This window comes from Pseudopedobacter beijingensis (assembly GCF_042678145.1).
Taxonomy (GTDB): Bacteria; Bacteroidota; Bacteroidia; order Sphingobacteriales; family Sphingobacteriaceae; genus Pseudopedobacter; species Pseudopedobacter beijingensis.
This window is the reverse complement of record NZ_JBHUDG010000012.1, coordinates 185,727-202,136: the sequence shown is the minus strand read 5'-3', so window position 1 is coordinate 202,136 and position 16,410 is coordinate 185,727. Positions and strand designations below refer to the sequence as shown.

General features: G+C 37.0%; 14 protein-coding genes. 8 read left to right on the top strand and 6 right to left on the bottom strand.

The features are described from left to right. Positions 1–707 precede the first annotated feature (707 nt). A complete protein-coding gene (locus ACFSAH_RS08635; RefSeq protein WP_379662319.1) occupies positions 708–3,188 on the bottom strand; it encodes a zinc-dependent metalloprotease in 2,481 nt (826 codons plus the stop codon). A 166-nt stretch (positions 3,189–3,354) separates the two neighbouring features. Between ACFSAH_RS08635 and ACFSAH_RS08630 the strand changes: the two genes are divergently transcribed. Then, positions 3,355–4,629, top strand: coding sequence for a D-alanyl-D-alanine carboxypeptidase (locus ACFSAH_RS08630; protein WP_379662318.1), 1,275 nt, complete (start codon positions 3,355–3,357; stop codon positions 4,627–4,629). Here ACFSAH_RS08630 and ACFSAH_RS08625 read toward each other — a convergent pair. From ACFSAH_RS08625 to porX, 5 genes are all read right to left on the bottom strand, one after another. Further along, complete coding sequence (locus tag ACFSAH_RS08625) at positions 4,613–4,990, bottom strand: DoxX family protein (protein WP_379662317.1); 378 nt, start codon at positions 4,988–4,990, stop codon at positions 4,613–4,615. The genes ACFSAH_RS08630 and ACFSAH_RS08625 overlap by 17 nt on opposite strands. A gap of 471 nt (positions 4,991–5,461) precedes the next feature. Beyond that, the gene (locus tag ACFSAH_RS08620; RefSeq protein WP_379662316.1) at positions 5,462–6,385 is read right to left on the bottom strand and encodes a YihY/virulence factor BrkB family protein; all 924 of its coding nucleotides are present in this window, start codon (positions 6,383–6,385) and stop codon (positions 5,462–5,464) included. 4 nt (positions 6,386–6,389) lie between these two features. Then, positions 6,390–7,616 carry an alanine dehydrogenase gene (locus ACFSAH_RS08615; protein WP_379662315.1) on the bottom strand — a complete coding sequence of 409 codons (1,227 nt, stop codon included), beginning with the start codon at positions 7,614–7,616 and terminating at the stop codon, positions 6,390–6,392. Between the two features lie 124 nt (positions 7,617–7,740). Further along, a complete protein-coding gene (tsaE, locus tag ACFSAH_RS08610) occupies positions 7,741–8,160 on the bottom strand; it encodes a tRNA (adenosine(37)-N6)-threonylcarbamoyltransferase complex ATPase subunit type 1 TsaE (RefSeq protein ID WP_379662314.1) in 420 nt (139 codons plus the stop codon). 23 nt (positions 8,161–8,183) lie between these two features. Beyond that, positions 8,184–9,743 (bottom strand): T9SS response regulator signal transducer PorX, encoded by a 1,560-nt coding sequence (gene porX, locus ACFSAH_RS08605; RefSeq protein WP_379662313.1) that lies wholly within the window; start codon positions 9,741–9,743, stop codon positions 8,184–8,186. A gap of 94 nt (positions 9,744–9,837) precedes the next feature. Between porX and ACFSAH_RS08600 the strand changes: the two genes are divergently transcribed. From ACFSAH_RS08600 to ACFSAH_RS08570, 7 genes are all read left to right on the top strand, one after another. Next, entirely contained in the window at positions 9,838–11,058 is a 1,221-nt protein-coding gene (locus tag ACFSAH_RS08600; protein ID WP_379662312.1) for an HD domain-containing protein, read from the top strand. Between the two features lie 62 nt (positions 11,059–11,120). Further along, positions 11,121–12,161 (top strand): UDP-3-O-(3-hydroxymyristoyl)glucosamine N-acyltransferase, encoded by a 1,041-nt coding sequence (gene lpxD, locus ACFSAH_RS08595; RefSeq protein WP_379662311.1) that lies wholly within the window; start codon positions 11,121–11,123, stop codon positions 12,159–12,161. Positions 12,162–12,174: 13 nt separating this feature from the next. Then, entirely contained in the window at positions 12,175–13,578 is a 1,404-nt protein-coding gene (locus tag ACFSAH_RS08590; protein ID WP_379662310.1) for a bifunctional UDP-3-O-[3-hydroxymyristoyl] N-acetylglucosamine deacetylase/3-hydroxyacyl-ACP dehydratase, read from the top strand. A gap of 7 nt (positions 13,579–13,585) precedes the next feature. Further along, positions 13,586–14,368 (top strand): acyl-ACP--UDP-N-acetylglucosamine O-acyltransferase, encoded by a 783-nt coding sequence (gene lpxA / locus ACFSAH_RS08585; RefSeq protein WP_379662309.1) that lies wholly within the window; start codon positions 13,586–13,588, stop codon positions 14,366–14,368. Between the two features lie 3 nt (positions 14,369–14,371). Then, entirely contained in the window at positions 14,372–14,995 is a 624-nt protein-coding gene (locus ACFSAH_RS08580; RefSeq protein ID WP_379662308.1) for an ABC transporter ATP-binding protein, read from the top strand. Positions 14,996–15,093: 98 nt separating this feature from the next. After that, entirely contained in the window at positions 15,094–15,657 is a 564-nt protein-coding gene (gene efp, locus ACFSAH_RS08575; protein ID WP_379662307.1) for an elongation factor P, read from the top strand. A 115-nt stretch (positions 15,658–15,772) separates the two neighbouring features. Further along, positions 15,773–16,342 (top strand): 5-formyltetrahydrofolate cyclo-ligase, encoded by a 570-nt coding sequence (locus ACFSAH_RS08570; protein WP_379662306.1) that lies wholly within the window; start codon positions 15,773–15,775, stop codon positions 16,340–16,342. Positions 16,343–16,410 lie beyond the last annotated feature (68 nt).

Genomic DNA, 16,410 nt, shown 5'->3' with positions numbered 1-16,410 from the left:
CCGAAATATTTGTATTACTCTTGACTCAATGCCATTGCCGTTTACTTAACACAGCGCCTCTAAATCGATGAAGATTATCAAATAGACTGTGATTTTTTCGGGACGGTACAGACGGTTTTGAACGAGAAAAGGCATATTATTGAAGAATTAGTAGTACCTATACCTCAAGAAAACAGAACGAAGTCATAGTCAAAAAATTACCAGATAAACATTTAAACTCAAGTCATACATAGGAGTTGTAAAGTTTTACGGAGTCTTGTAGATCTCTTCGAGGCTTCTTCAGAAAAACAGCCTCTTTTCCGAAGAAATATAGGGGCGTGAGTGGAGCATAGATGGAGCGATAGTATAGCATAAACGGAGTTCTGCGGACTTTTACAGACTTTAGCAAACTTTGATAGACTTTTGGAAGGCACTTCTCAGAGAAAGGATCTCTCTATTTATTAAAAAGTCAATTTAACCATAATTCCATTAAAATAAAAATGAAAAAACATTCTCCTTTACAAGAAAAACACAGGAATATTTTGATTAACACAACATCACATAGAGGCTGTTAATCCTTTTTATGGCTTATTCTAATATTCTAAAAAAGAAAGGACTTTAGCCATAATAGCGACAATACAATCAGCATAAAGTGTTATCACTTACCCGGCAAAGTCCTTTGTTTTCAATCATTATCTGTATTTTTCTTGAATAGTATACTACTTCAATTATCTTGGATTCAGGATTAAATCTATACGGGCTAAAGCATCATTTAAGTGTGCTTTTACAACCTGGTCACTGTATCTTGGTACCGCAGCTTTTATTTTAGTTTGTAAAAGTTTAAGTTCTTCTCGGGCAAGCGGCCTGACATCGGAAGTATAGACATCTACCCGGGTACTTGCAGCTGCTGGTACCATTTTTAAAAGCTGCTCTAACCTGTTGATATAAACTCTTTGCAGACTTCTCCGATAAGTATCCATATTTCCTCCTGCAGATAATTCTGTCCACACCCCGGTCCTCAAATCGTTGAAATATTCATCAATACGGTAGGCTCTATTGGCGTTATTGGTGGTATTATCTAATATTCGGGCTAAACGACCTGCTTCAAGCAATCCTGAAAGCACATTTGCCTGTGCCGTTTTTAGTGCATCGCTAATTTCTGCATATCCTATTTTCCCTGCTTGTTGGTTATCAATAAGCCAAAGTGGTGTTTTAAATGCTTGTTCATTTATAAATTGCAAGGAGCGTTTTTGCTTCTCGCGTTCTACATATTCGAAGGTCTTCCCTGGTTGATCATAGGTTTTGGGAGTCTCATATATCCCGCCTACACTTGCCCTCACATGTCCCATATACCTGCTAAACTGGGTAATAACTTCCTGATATACTTCAGATAGGTTATCATAAGGTTGCGCTTCTTCGTAAGTCCATTTTTCTATATTGGGCAATATGCGTTTCAGATTAGCTATACCGTAAGTAGATGCTTTTACGGCATCGTCTCCTAAGTCTTCTGACTGTGAACGGGGATCTATAAATGTCCGGGTTTGTTTTCCGTAAAAATAAATGGGGTCTTTAACCTTTTCTTTCGTCCATTCATTAAGCTTTAGCGCAATATCATTTACCGACTCTTTTTCATCAAACCAGGTATATGCCCATTTTATAGCCCATTTATCGTATGGTCCTATTCCCGGAAACAATAAAACACCTTTATCTTCTGGCTGGGCAATATAGTTAAATCGGGCATAATCCATAATTGAAGGTGCTGTTCCACCCATTTTATGGGTAAAGGATGCAGACCGCAACGAATCGACAGGATAGGCATAACTTGACCCAAAATTATGGGCTAAGCCTAAAGTATGTCCTACTTCATGCGAAGAGACAAAACGGATTAACTCGCCCATCACTTCATCTTTAAATTTTGTAGCTCTTGCATCGGGATTTACGGCTGCTGTTTGCACTAAAAACCAATTACGCAACAGATTCATCACATTATGATACCAACCAATATGCGATTCTACTATTTCCCCGGAGCGGGGGTCGGCCACATGAGGCCCGTATGCATTGGGGATTCTGGAGGCAAAATACCTGATTACCGAATACCTGGCATCTTCGGCAGACCAATTCGGGTCGTCTGCCGGCGCTTCTAAACAGGTAATGGCATTTTTAAATCCTGCAGCTTCAAAGGCTATATTCCAATCTTTTACTCCTTGTATAAGATAGGGTCTCCATTTTTTTGGTGTAGCCGGGTCTATATAGAAAATAATCTGTTTTTTGGGCTCTACCAATTCACCTCGTTTATAGGCCTCCGGATCTTTAGGCTCTAAGCGCCATCTTCTCACATAGCGTGTGGTAGTGGCTTTTTGTGCATCTAACCCATAATCTGTTTGTCCCTGAGAGAAAAAGCCTACACGGGCATCGTAAAGACGTGGTTTCATAGGCTCTTTAGGCAATAAAAGCATAGAAGTATTAAATTCTATGGTTACCGAACCCAGCGACGCATCGCCCGGAGGGGCGCTTGCAAAATATGTTTTGGATGTTCTGACTTCTATATTGATTGGAAAAGATTTTACGGTATCTATATATGACCGGGATTCGTCTAATCTTTGCACTTTATAACTTGTTTTTTCGGATTGTGGTAAACCTAAAGCAGCAACATCTTTCCCAAAAAAATCGGTTACATCTATTACCCATGATGTTGAGTCTTTTCCATAAGATTTAATATCAAAAGATGCTAATATGGGCGAAAGATTGGAGTTTTTCACGGATTCGTACATATCCGAATCTTTATCAGCCACGTTTACATAGGAAGGTACTTTCAACAGTATTTTTTTACCCATTTTTTCCCAAACCCATACCTGTGTATTTACGGCTTCGCCGCCATAAGTTCCTTCTTTGGTGGGTACTTTGGCGTATCTTGTTACAGACAGCATTTCTCTCCCCAGCAAACTATCGGGGATATCGTAATAATACTTATCGTCTAAAGAGTATACATCAAATAAACCCTGATCTTTTTTTGCCTTTGCGGTAATAACTTCTGTAAAAGATTTTATGGCACCACTTTTGGGCTTTGGAGAAGGAGGAATAACAATAGCCTGGGCTTGCTGCTTTTTTTGTGCTTCTGCTTTTTTCTTTTTTGCCTTGCATGAGAACAAGCTAAACGCTAAAACGGTTACCAGGGAATAAGAAATTAGTCTTCGACAAGATACATTCATATTGATAATATTTTGTTGGCGCCCTAATTTAATATTTTTATTGCCTCTGCTTGTTTTTATTTGGACGATGTTATAATTATAACAAATAAGTTATATTAAAACTATTGTTACTAATTTTGTTTTTTGCCACAAATGAATTTTTATTCTTTACCACATACTACCTGTTATGATTAAAGTTTTAAGCTTATCGTGTTTATTGTTTTTGTTAACGCCCTGCTTTGCACAGAAAAAGAAAAAAAACACCCCGAATAATCGACTGGAAACTGAATTAGGTGAAATAGATAAAGAGTTTTTAGCTGGTTTTGCGCTAAAAGATCTTGATAATAATACGATCGTTTATGAATTTAACGGTGATAAGTCTTTTGTTGCGGGCTCTAACACCAAACTTTTCACCTTGTTGGGTGGCTTACAAATATTAAAAGATTCTATTGCTTCTTTTAAGTATACCATTAGTGGTGATTCTTTGATTATCTGGCCAATGGCCGACCCTACTTTCTTACATCCAAATTTCAAAAAACAACCTGCTTTTGATAAACTAAAAAACTCTGGAAAGAATATTTATCTGGTATCCGGAGGTTATTCTGGCAATAAATACGGAAAGGGTTGGTCCTGGGATAATTATAATGCAGGTTTTCAGACAGAGATAACGGATTTTCCTATATATGGCAATGTTGTGAGTTATAGCCTTATTAACGGAAAAGCTAATGCCTTTCCTGATCTGGAGGCTCTTTATTATGCAGAAAACCAAAAATATAATGGCAAACACATATTAAGGGCTATAGATAATAATAATCTTGAAATACCTACCAACTTACCTGGAGGGTTTAAGCAGAAAATACCTATTGTTTTTTCAAACTCTATTAAGGAGGGTTTGTTAACCGATACTATTCTGGCTAGTGGTTATGCAACTACCTCAGTATATAGTATTTCTGACAGAAAGATGGGTGAGGATGTAAAAACAGCTTTTAACACGTCTTGCAATACCGCCTTTAAGAGTCTGCTTAAAGATGATGACAGCCTGATTGGCGAACATCTTTTACTAAACTTTTCTACTGTTCTGGGACAGAAAATGGATACGGAAACAGGAATTAGCCTGGCCACCAAGCATTTTAATTTTTCTACTGATAAACTGCAATGGAAAGACGGAAGTGGTTTATCTCCTTTAAATCTGGCCAGTCCATTAACAATAGTTTCCTGTTTAAGTCAGTTAAAGTCTGTCACAAAAGAGGAACAGACTTTATTGAGCTTTTTTACTAAAAAAACACCATCTATATATGTTCAGGAAAGTCATTTACTCAATACATTTAACCTAAGTGGTTATATTATAGCTAAATCTGGAAAGAAGTATGCTTTCTCTTTTTTAAACAATAACGTAACTGATATGGAACGGTTAAAGAGTAAAATATTACCTGTACTGAACTTAATTAACGAGGGGTATTAAGCTTATGCCAATAGCAATAGGATAGTAACAGAATAACCAGCATTAATAATGCCTGAAATGTTACTGCCTGCAAACCATCTATAGATAAATGTCCTATAAAGGCAGATATGTAAACAATACCAAGGGCTACATAGGCCCATTCTTTTAAACGTGACCAAACCGGAAGAAGGATAATTAATCCTCCGATAAAAGACCCTATCCCTACTTCGTACCTTAGCCATTCTGGTATTCCCAGATGCCTGACTCCTTCTAATGCCATTGGGCTATTAAGAAAGAAAATACCCGGTAAAATAAATAATGCCAATAAAATAGTGGTTACCCAATAGATTATTTTTGCTGTTTTTTGTGATGAACTGCTCATTGTATCTGGTTTATATTGTCTAATAAATTTAAGAAAAACCTGAATTATTTTTTGAATAAAATGATGTAATTTTTTATTTTTCTATTTTTTGCAACTGCTTATCCTGAAAAATATTCGACATAATTACTCTAATGGTATTCTTGTTAGCTCTGCTATTACAACAGATTGTTCTCTACGGGGCTTATTTCCTGAAAATATAACATCAAGCGGCATAAATAAAAACCAGGAGGGGGTTGAATGGTTAATCAACACTTTAAATCCCTATTCTCTTATACGGATGAGCTGGAAAAAAGAGGAATAGAAAAACTCATCCACTCTTCAGATTCGGGTTATAGGTAATCAGGATAGAGCAACTATCCGTTTTCATCAGAAAAAACTCCAGGATAATGCCTAAAGGGAAGAAATGGAGTTGTATTGGAATAAAAAGATATCTGAAATAGAAAACACTTTAAAGTAGCAACTTTTTCAAGTTTATTCTTTCTTTACGGGGAAAACTTCTATATCTATAGCCACAGCATGTTTTGAGGGTTGTATATTCTCTCCTTTAGCTTCTGCATAGGCTTTTGTAAACTCTGCCCCAAAAAACAGAATGGCTGCTGAATAGTACACCCATACCGCAATAACTACAATTGTTCCGGCCGCACCGTATACTGACCCTACAGAAGCATAACCTATATACAAACCGATAAGGTATTTACCTAACATAAATAGCAATGAAGTAAATATAGCTCCTGAAACAACATTACGCCATTTTATAGTGGCGTCTGGAAGCACTTTATAAACAATACCAAATAAAATTACCAGAACCAGGAAGGTTACACCTACATTGGCATAATCAAAAAGGAATAGTGTTTCTTCTGGTACAAAATTACTCAGGAATGAACTGAACATGGTTACCATGCTGTTTACTATTAAAGATACTATCAATAAAAACCCCAGTGTAGCAATCATCGACAGAGAAAGAACTCTATTGATAATTAATTTAAGCCACCCTTTTTCTGGAGTAGCTTTAACTTTCCAGATCATATTTATGGAATCCTGTATTTCTATAAAAACCCCTGTAGCTCCTAAAACCAACGTTACTATACCTGTTATAATAGCGATATTACTTTTTCCGGACAGGGCCAGATTAGACAATACAGACTGTATAAGACCGGCAGCTTCGGGGCCAACAAACCCTATGATCTCTGTAAACACTTTACCTTCTATAGCTTCTTCCTGATAAAAAATACCGGCTAATGATAACAGCACCAAGAGCATAGGCCCTAAAGAAAAAATGGTATAGTAAGACAGTGCTGCACTAAGTTTTAACCCTTTATCATCCATAAAGGCATTAAAACTATTGATAAGTATATTGAGTATCTCTTTTAACCTAACAACTATCTTGTTTTTCATATTTCTATCTGTTTGCTATGGCCAGCAAGTTAAGATCTTTATAGTTGAGACTAAATCTTTCTGCCAGATATTTATTGGTTATTGCTCCCTGATAAATATAAACAGCATTTCTAATTCCTTGTTTTTGCCAGATCAGATTATTTAAGCCTCCCAGCTCTCCGATATCTATTAATATAGGTGTAAAAATATTGGTAAGGGCATAAGTTGCCGTACGGCTTACCCTGGATGCAATATTAGGCACACAATAATGCAGTACATCGTATTTCCTGAATACGGGATTGTTATGATTGGTAACTTCTGATGTTTCAAAACAACCGCCCTGATCTATACTTACATCTATAACTACAGAATGTGGCTTCATCCGGGACACCATTTCTTCACTAACTACACAAGGGCTTCTGCCTTCTACTGAACGCAGGGCTCCAATAGCCACATCACAGTTTCGCAATGCTTTTTCTAACACAATAGGCTGCAATACGGAAGTATAAATATGTGTTCCTATATTGTTCTGTAGTCTTCTTAATCGGTATAGTGATGAATCAAATACTTTTACAATTGCTCCTAAACTAAGCGCTGTTCTTACCGCATACTCGCCCACTGTACCTGCTCCAATAATTACAATTTCTGTTGGTGGTACGCCTGTTACTCCTCCCAGCATTAACCCTTTCCCTCCAAATACATTGCTCAGATATTCGGCTGCTATCAATACAGATGTGGCTCCTACAATCTCGCTCATTGCCCTTACTACACTCAGCACATTTCCGTCATCTCTCAGGTATTCAAAAGCAATGGCGGTAATTCTTTTTTCCATCATTGATTTGATATCTTCTTCTTTAAGGGTGGCGGTATGCAGGGCAGAAAATATGATCTGATGAGGTTTCATCATTTCTATATCTTCTTTGACCGGAGGGGCTACTTTTAGGATTATATCGGCTTTATAAATTTCCTTTTTATCGTGGATAATCTGTGCTCCCTGTTCAGAGTAGTCGTTATCTGTAAAGTTTGCAGCCGCACCGGCACCAGCTTCTATGACTACCTGATGACCATTATTTACCAACAGGGCTACGGATAACGGGGTAAGGGCAATCCGTTTTTCCTGAAAAGAAGTTTCTTTAGGGAGACCTATAAACAAATTCTTACTTGACTTTTTTATTTTTTCGAGTGCTTCCTGCGGCTGGTACATGGCCTGTTTAGCTATTTCGGCAAAGCCACTTATTAATATTCGACTCATTATCAAACACCTTTACATCTATGCTAATAAAGATAATAATTAACGTGTAAATAAAAGCTAATTTTCAGATTTCACAGGGGTATACTTTTAAAAGTATCTTCTGATCTTTGGAGGCTGAATATTATCAGGCTATTTTTTTTAAACGTATACTCCTTTTTTCACCGTCTATAACATCTATAAACACTTCTATGTAATTATCTGGCAACAGGTCTGGTATTCTTTCTGGCCATTCGATAAAGCAATAATCGCCAGAATAAAAATAATCTTCGTAACCCAGATCATAAGCCTCTACCTGATTTCTTATACGGTAAAAATCAAAATGATAAATGGTATGTTGCGGAGTTTTATATTCGTTAACAATAGAAAATGTTGGACTTGATGTTTGATCTTCTACTGCTAATTGTTTGCATAACGCATTGATTAATGTGGTTTTCCCTGCGCCCATATCACCATAAAAAACAAAAATTCTTTCTCCGCTGGCGAAAGAAAGAATTTTTTGTGCCGCTTGCGCTAACTCTCCTGTATTGACGACTTCTATTTGCATACTGTAAAAATAAAAGTTTCTGTTTATTTGTTCTTATAGGTTACAAAAGGAATTATCATCTCTTCCATGGAAATACCACCATGCTGAAAGGTTTCGTTATAATAATTAACAAACTGATTGTAATTGTTTTGGTAAACGAAATAGCTATCTTCTTTGGCAAATATAAAACTGGAGCTTACATGCAGTTTCGGCAATTTAATATCGTGTGGGTTTTTAACATGAAACACTTCTTTTGCCGTAAATGCAAGGTTTTTCCCCTGCTTATACCTCAAGTTAGTATTGGTGTTTCTATCCCCGATTACTTTGCTTGGTTTTTTCACCCTAATGGTTCCATGGTCTGTAGTCACCATAATTCTTACTTTCTTTTGCGAAAGTTTCTTAATTAAATCCAGTAGGGGCGAATGCTCAAACCAACTCAATGTTATCGACCTGTAGGCTGCGTCATCATTAGCCAGCTCTTTAATCATTTGCATATCTGTTCTGGCATGTGACAACATGTCTACAAAGTTGTATACAATTACATTCAGATCGTTATCTATCAGATTTGGAAGCATATCGTTGAGGTCTTTCCCCTGATCTTGACTTAGTATTTTATGATAGGAGAATTTGATATCTTTTCTGAGTAACCTCTTAACCTGATCTGTAAGAAATTCTTCTTCATAAAGGTTTTTGCCTCCTTCATCCTCATCGTTTTGCCAAAGTGTAGGAAATCTGCTTTCCATATCTAAAGGCATTAGTCCAGAGAAAATAGCATTTCTGGCATACTGGGTTGCCGTTGGCAAAATGCTCATGTAAATTTCTTCATTTTCTAACCTAAAGTATTCACTAATGATAGGATTAATAATCTTCCATTGATCGTACCGAAGGTTATCTATCAAAATAAAGAAAGTAGGAATATTATCTGTTAAGGTAGGGAATACCTTTTTCTTGAATAGCTGATGTGAAAAAACGGGTGTATCTTCTTTATCCTGATTAGCAATCCACGAGGTATAATTTTTCTCTATAAATTTAGAAAACTGAGCATTAGCTTCTGCCTTTTGCATGGTCAAAATTTCATGCATGCCTTCATCTTCCAGCTTCTCCAGCTTAAGCTCCCAAAAGACCAGCTTTTTGTAAACATCTACCCATTCTTTATAATCCAGATTGTCGTTCAATATCATTCCCAGACTTCTGAAATCCTGCTGATAGGCCATAGAGGTTTTCTCGCTGATTAACCTTTTGTTGTCTATCAGTTTTTTTATCGTGAGCAAAATTTGTTTCGGATTTACCGGTTTAATCAGGTAATCATCTATAGTAGCACCAATAGCATCTTCCATCAGGTATTCTTCTTCGCTTTTGGTAATCATTACCACAGGAATATCCGGATTTGAGTTTTTAATTGCGGTTAATGTTTCCAGTCCTGTCAATCCGGGCATATTTTCATCCAGAAACACCAGGTCAAAGTCTTTTGCGTTAAATATATCCAGTGCATCGTTGCCATTGGTTGCCGTTTCTACGTTGTATCCTTTTTCGTTCAAAAAAATAAGGTGTGGTTTCAGCAGATCTATCTCATCATCGGCCCATAATATGTTGGCTCTTTGCATACGTTCAAAAATTTGTAATAATTAACAATAAACTTCAGCAGATTTTACTGCGTCAATAAAAATAACAAAATTTGTGCCTTATAAACTTTTTGTATTGAATAAGCACAAAATAATTAACGATCCGGTATATGGTTTTATTAGTATCAAGACCACATTAATTTTTGATTTAATAGAACATCCCTATTTTCAACGACTTAGATACATTAAACAGGTGGGCATGACACACCTGGTATACCCCGGATCTTTGCATACCAGATTTCATCACGCTCTGGGTGCTATGCACCTGATGCAACTAGCTATAGAACATTTACAGGACAAAGGTCATGAAATTTCGGCAGAAGAAGCAGAAGCTGCCTGTATTGCTATTTTATTACATGACATTGGACACGGTCCTTTTTCGCATTCTCTGGAGCATAGTTTGGTGAAAGGTATTGCTCATGAAAAGATAAGTCGTCTATTTATGAGCAACCTTAACAAGGAGTTTAACGGAAAGTTAGATCTGGCACTAAAAATATTCAACAATCAGTATCATAAAAAATATTTGTCTCAGCTTATTTCTGGTCAGTTAGATCTTGACCGACTAGATTACCTTAACCGAGATAGTTTTTTCAGCGGGGTTTCTGAAGGTACGGTTAGCTCTGACAGGATTATTAAACTTTTAAATGTAAAGGATGGCAATCTGGTCGTAGAAGAAAAGGGTATTTATTCTGTAGAAAAATTCCTGATTGCCAGAAGGTTAATGTACTGGCAGGTATATTTGCATAAAACAGTTATTGCAGGCGAACAGCTTTTGGTAAAAATACTGAAAAGAGCAGGCGAATTAGCTAAACAGGGCACAGATTTATTTGCTTCTCCAGCGCTTAAACATTTTCTGTATCAAGACATTAATGGTGATGAATTCACAGCAGACAGTCAACATCTGGCTTTTTTTGCTGAACTGGACGATCACGATATTATGGGAGCTATTAAGGTTTGGCAACACCATCCCGACAAGATATTAAGCACATTGTGTCAGTTACTGGTAACCCGTAAACTTTTTAAGGTGGAAATAAGCAATGAGGTGCCGGATGTGGAGCGAATTAACCTTATAAAACATAACATCATCAATAAATTAGGTATTAGCGAGCACGAATCTTCTTATTTTATTTTTACGGACACTATTAACAACCGTGCTTACAGTGCAGGTAGTGGAAGTATCGATATTTTAAGAAAAAACGGCAATATAGAGGATATAACGGTGGTTTCGGACACTTCCAGTCTCGAAGCTTTATCAATTGAGGTAACTAAAAACTTCTTATGTTATCTAAAAATATAGCTTCTTATTGCTATTTTAATCCAACAATTTGTTCATTTAATATTATCAGTTAATTTTGCCAGATGCAATTTACCGCAAAAGAGGTTAGTACACTACTTCAGGGAACCATAGAAGGTGACCCAGATGTTGTAGTCTTCAAGTTAGCAAAGATTGAAGAAGCCGAACAAGGATGTCTATCCTTTTTGGCCAATCCTAAATATGAATCTTTTTTATATACTACAAATGCGTCTGTAGTTATTGTAAATGGAGATTTAGAAATTACCGAGCCGGTAAAGCCTACCCTTATACGGGTAGAAAATGCTTATTCCAGCTTTTCTGTGCTTTTGGAGATGTACAACACCATTAAGCTTAATAAAACAGGGATTGAACAGCCTTCTTTTATACACCCCGATGCAAAAGTTGCTGACGATGTTTATATAGGAGCCTTTTCCTATATAGGCGCTGGTGCCACTATAGGCAAGGGTTCTAAAATATACCCTAATGTTTATATTGGCGACAATGCTCAGGTGGGGACTTCCTGCACTTTTTTCTCTGGTGTAAAGGTTTATCATGACTGTATTATTGGCGACAATACAATTATACATTCCAATGCTGTAATTGGTAGCGATGGCTTTGGTTTTGCACCACAAGCTGATGGTTCTTACAACAAAATAAGCCAGATTGGAAATGTGATTATTGAACAAAATGTGGAAGTAGGGGCCAATACTTGTATAGACCGGGCCACTATGGGTTCTACTATCATCAGAAAGGGTGTAAAATTGGACAACCTTATTCAGATTGCCCATAATGCTGAAGTTGGCGCAAACACAGTAATTGCCTCACAAACGGGAGTTTCTGGTAGTTCTAAAATTGGAGAGAACTGCATTATTGGCGGACAAGTTGGTATAGTTGGACACATATCCCTGGCCAAAGGCACTCAGGTACAGGCAAAATCAGGAATCAATAAATCTATTGAAGAAGAAGATAAAAAATGGGGCGGAGCACCAGCTACCACCTACCATAATTATATGAGAGCACAGGTTGTAATTCAACGTCTACCAGAAATGGAAAGAAAACTTGATGAATTACAAAAAGCCATACAGCAATTGAAGGGGCTCGACTAAAAAACAAAATCTTATGAATCCAAAACAGAGAACGATTAAATCAGAAGTTAGTGTGTCGGGTGTTGGTTTACATACCGGAGCGCAGGTTACTTTAACTTTTAAACCGGCCCCTGAAAACTACGGCTATAAATTTAAAAGGACTGATTTACCGGGAGAACCGATTATTGAAGCAGACGTTGATAATGTTACTGATACTTCCAGAAGCACCACCATTTCACAAAATGGCGCCAGCGTAAGTACCACAGAACACGTTTTAGCTGCTTTAGTAGGATGTGAGATAGACAACGTACTCATAGAACTAAACGGCATAGAGGTACCTATACTGGACGGAAGTGCTATTGAATTTGTTAAAGCACTGGAATCTGTAGGCTGCAAAGAACAACAGGCTGAAAGAGAATATTATTATATTCCGCATAACATCAATTATTCTGAAGAAGACAGAAACGTAGAGATGGTAGCCATGCCGCATCAGGACGATTATCGTTTTACCTGTATGGTAGATTACAACTCTCCTGTTTTAGGAAGTCAACATGCAACCATAACTTCTATAGGCGACTTTAAAGAACACATTGCCTCCAGCAGAACTTTTGTTTTCTTACACGAGCTGGAAATGCTGTTAAAGCACAATCTTATTAAAGGTGGTGACATTAACAATGCTATCGTTATTGTTGACCACGAGGTGGAAGAAGCAGAATTAAGAGAACTTGCCAAGGCATTTAAAAGAGAAGAAATAAAGGTTGCTAAAGAAGGCGTACTTAACAATATAGAGCTTCGTTATCAAAACGAGCCTGCCCGTCATAAACTACTGGATATGATTGGGGACTTAGCCCTAATCGGTGTTCCATTAAAAGGACACATTATGGCTGCCAGACCAGGACATGCGGCAAACGTTGCTTTTGCCAAGAAAATAAAAGCGGCAATTAAAAAAGATAAAAGAAAGAAATCAATCAACGTTTACGACCCGGCAACCAAGCCTCTTTACGACGTAACGAAGATTATGAGCATCCTCCCTCATAGACCTCCGTTTTTATTTATCGATAAGATTATCGAATTGACAAAAACTTACGTAGTGGGTGTAAAGAACGTTACGATGAACGAATATTTTTTTGAAGGTCATTTTCCCGGAGCTCCGGTTTTCCCTGGTGTTATCCAGATAGAAGCTATGGCACAAACAGGTGGAATATTGGTTTTAAGCACTGTCCCTGATCCAGAAAATTACCTGACTTATTTTCTAAAAATAGACAAAGTTCGTTTCAGAGCACAGGTAAATCCGGGAGATAGCCTGGTATTCAGATGTGATCTGATAGAGCCCATGAGAAGAGGTATTGCACAAATGAAAGGTGTTGGAATGATTGGAGAAACCATCGTAGTTGAAGCAGAAATGATGGCACAAATAACTAAAGTAAAAGAAAGCTAAAAATTAAATGATACAACCCTTAGCATACATACACCCGCAGGCAAAAATTGCCGACAGTGTGATTATTGATCCTTTTGCGGTAATCCATAAAGATGTGGAAATTGGGGAAGGAACATGGATTGGTTCAAACGTAACCATCATGGACGGTGCCAGAATCGGAAAAAACTGTAAGATATTTCCGGGTGCTGTAATTTCTGCCATTCCACAGGATTTAAAATATGCTGGAGAAGAAACTTACGCCATTATTGGGGATAATACAACCATTAGAGAGTATGTAACCATAAACAGAGGCACCAACGATCGATGGGAAACCAAAGTAGGCCGCAATTGCCTAATCATGGCCTATTGTCACGTGGCACATGATTGTGAAGTGGGCGACTATTGTATTTTCTCTAACGGAACTACACTTGCTGGCCATATTACCATTGGTGACCATGTTGTACTGGCCGGAATGGTAGCTATACATCAATTTGTTAAAGTTGGATCGCATGCTTTTGTTACTGGCGGTTCATTGGTAAGAAAAGATATACCTCCTTACGTAAAAGCAGCAAGAGAACCTCTTTCTTACGCAGGGATAAACTCTGTTGGGCTGAGAAGAAGGGGCTATACGTCTGAAAAAATAAACGAAATACAGGATATATACAGAGTACTTTTTGTAAATCATAACAACGTTACCAAAGCTCTTGATATTATTGAAGCTGAATTTAAACCTACTGAGGAACGTGATGAGATTATTAATTTCATCAGAAACTCTAACAGAGGTGTTATGAAAGGCTTTGGTAATTCTTAAAACATGGACATTATCCTAGAAAATGTTGGCAGAAGATTTAACAGGGAATGGATTTTTAAAGATATCAATTATCATTTCCATACCGGTAAATCTTATGCCATCTTAGGGATAAATGGTTCTGGTAAATCTACCTTATTACATATTCTAAGTGGTTCTTTAGCTCCTTCTTCCGGAAAAATATCTTTTATTGATGCCGAAAAATCGACCTCGATAGATATCGAAAAAGTTTTCGCCCATATTGCTATTGCAGCACCTTATCTGGAATTGATAGAGGATTTCACCCTTACAGAAGCTATCGATTTTCATTTTAAATTCAAAAAACCTTTGAATAACATTTGCCAGGACGACGTTATTAAGTTACTGGGAATGCAGAACAACAAAAACAAACAAATAAAGTACTATTCTTCCGGAATGAAACAGCGAGTAAAACTGGCTCTTGCTGTTTTATCTGAAACAACGGTATTATTTCTAGACGAGCCCTGTTCTAACTTAGACCAACAGGGAATAGAATGGTATCAGCAACTTATAACGGATTATACCAGAGGGCGTTTACTTATTGTGTGCTCTAATCAGGAAGTAGAATATAACTTCTGCGAAAATCAACTAAAAATAGCCGATTACAAATAAAGGTTAGTCCTGCTTTTTCTTGTCTTTAAACTTTAAAGACCTGTTTGGTCTTTTGGCAAAAAAACATTAACTTTGCGCTCCCAAATAAAAGAAATTTTATGGCAAAGGCATCGGAAATAAAAAATGGTAACGTACTAAGATTCAATGGAGAATTAGTCTCTGTAGAAGAGTTCATTCACCGTACACCTGGCAACTTAAGAGCTTTCTATCAGGCTAGAATGAGAAATGTAAAAACCGGAAAACTGGTGGAGTATCGTTTCAGAACTGATGAGGAGGTAGAAATTTGTCGTGTTGAAACCAACGATTATCAATATTTATATGATGACGGAGATTTCTTCGTAGTCATGGACAACAATACTTTCGAGCAATATAACATACCAAAACACTTGTTTGGTGCGTCTGCCCGTTTCTTAAAGGAAGGAATGAATGTTATTGTTGCCTTTGAAAGTGAAGAGCCAATAATGGCACAAGCGCCGCACTCTGTAGAACTGGAAATTACCTATACCGAACCAGCGGTAAAAGGAGATACTTCTACAAATGCACAAAAAATGGCTACTGTAGAAACAGGAGTTGAAATAAGAGTTCCTTTATTTATCAACCAAGGCGATAAAGTAAAGGTTGATACTGCTACAGGAGCTTATATTGAACGAGTAAAAAGTTAATTTTTCATATTTAAGTTTTAGGTTTAGGTTGATAAACGGTTTCGCTTCGTCTGAAGCTGAAACCGTTTTTTTTTAATCGATTTTTTTTATATTAGACCCGCACACAGAGCTGATTGTGAAACAAGATATACGTTTACAGAAACTTACCGAAAGAAAAAACCTTCCGAAAAAAGATTATTGGGCCTTTAATGATTCCATTCTGGACAAGATTAAAGAAATAGATTGGAGCAGATACCATTACGTTCATTTATTTTTACCTATCACAGAAAACAACGAAGTAGATACTTTTGAAATCATCTCTTTCTTTAGGGAACAATATCCTAACATAGAAATTGTAGTACCTAGAACCAACTTTAAACAGTGTTCTATGCAGCATATCCTGTTTGATTATGAACATTCTATACTCCAAAAAAACAAGTACGGAATTCCTGAACCTGTTTTTGGCAAAAAAATAAAGCCAGAAAGCATTGATGTTATTTTTGTTCCTTTATTAGCTTTTGATCTTAAAGGCCATCGAATTGGTTACGGAGGAGGGTTTTACGATCGTTTTCTGACACAATGTAAAAAAGAGGCTTTAAAAGTAGGCTTATCTTTATTTGGCCCACTGGAAGAAGATATTATTTGCGATAAATTCGACATCAGATTAAATATGTGCATTACCCCTAATAATGTTTTCAAGTTTTAAGCCTTAGGGTAACAGTCTTTTTTAAATCACTGCTAAACAGTTGTTTATTATTTATTACGTTGTGTGCG

Coding starts and splice junctions, on each gene's coding strand:
- ACFSAH_RS08635 (WP_379662319.1), bottom strand. CDS start 3,188: ATGAATGTATCTTGTCGAAGACTAATTTCTTATTCCCTGGTAACCGTT.
- ACFSAH_RS08630 (WP_379662318.1), top strand. CDS start 3,355: ATGATTAAAGTTTTAAGCTTATCGTGTTTATTGTTTTTGTTAACGCCC.
- ACFSAH_RS08625 (WP_379662317.1), bottom strand. CDS start 4,990: ATGAGCAGTTCATCACAAAAAACAGCAAAAATAATCTATTGGGTAACC.
- ACFSAH_RS08620 (WP_379662316.1), bottom strand. CDS start 6,385: ATGAAAAACAAGATAGTTGTTAGGTTAAAAGAGATACTCAATATACTT.
- ACFSAH_RS08615 (WP_379662315.1), bottom strand. CDS start 7,616: ATGAGTCGAATATTAATAAGTGGCTTTGCCGAAATAGCTAAACAGGCC.
- tsaE (WP_379662314.1), bottom strand. CDS start 8,160: ATGCAAATAGAAGTCGTCAATACAGGAGAGTTAGCGCAAGCGGCACAA.
- porX (WP_379662313.1), bottom strand. CDS start 9,743: ATGCAAAGAGCCAACATATTATGGGCCGATGATGAGATAGATCTGCTG.
- lpxD (WP_379662311.1), top strand. CDS start 11,121: ATGCAATTTACCGCAAAAGAGGTTAGTACACTACTTCAGGGAACCATA.
- ACFSAH_RS08590 (WP_379662310.1), top strand. CDS start 12,175: ATGAATCCAAAACAGAGAACGATTAAATCAGAAGTTAGTGTGTCGGGT.
- lpxA (WP_379662309.1), top strand. CDS start 13,586: ATGATACAACCCTTAGCATACATACACCCGCAGGCAAAAATTGCCGAC.
- ACFSAH_RS08580 (WP_379662308.1), top strand. CDS start 14,372: ATGGACATTATCCTAGAAAATGTTGGCAGAAGATTTAACAGGGAATGG.
- efp (WP_379662307.1), top strand. CDS start 15,094: ATGGCAAAGGCATCGGAAATAAAAAATGGTAACGTACTAAGATTCAAT.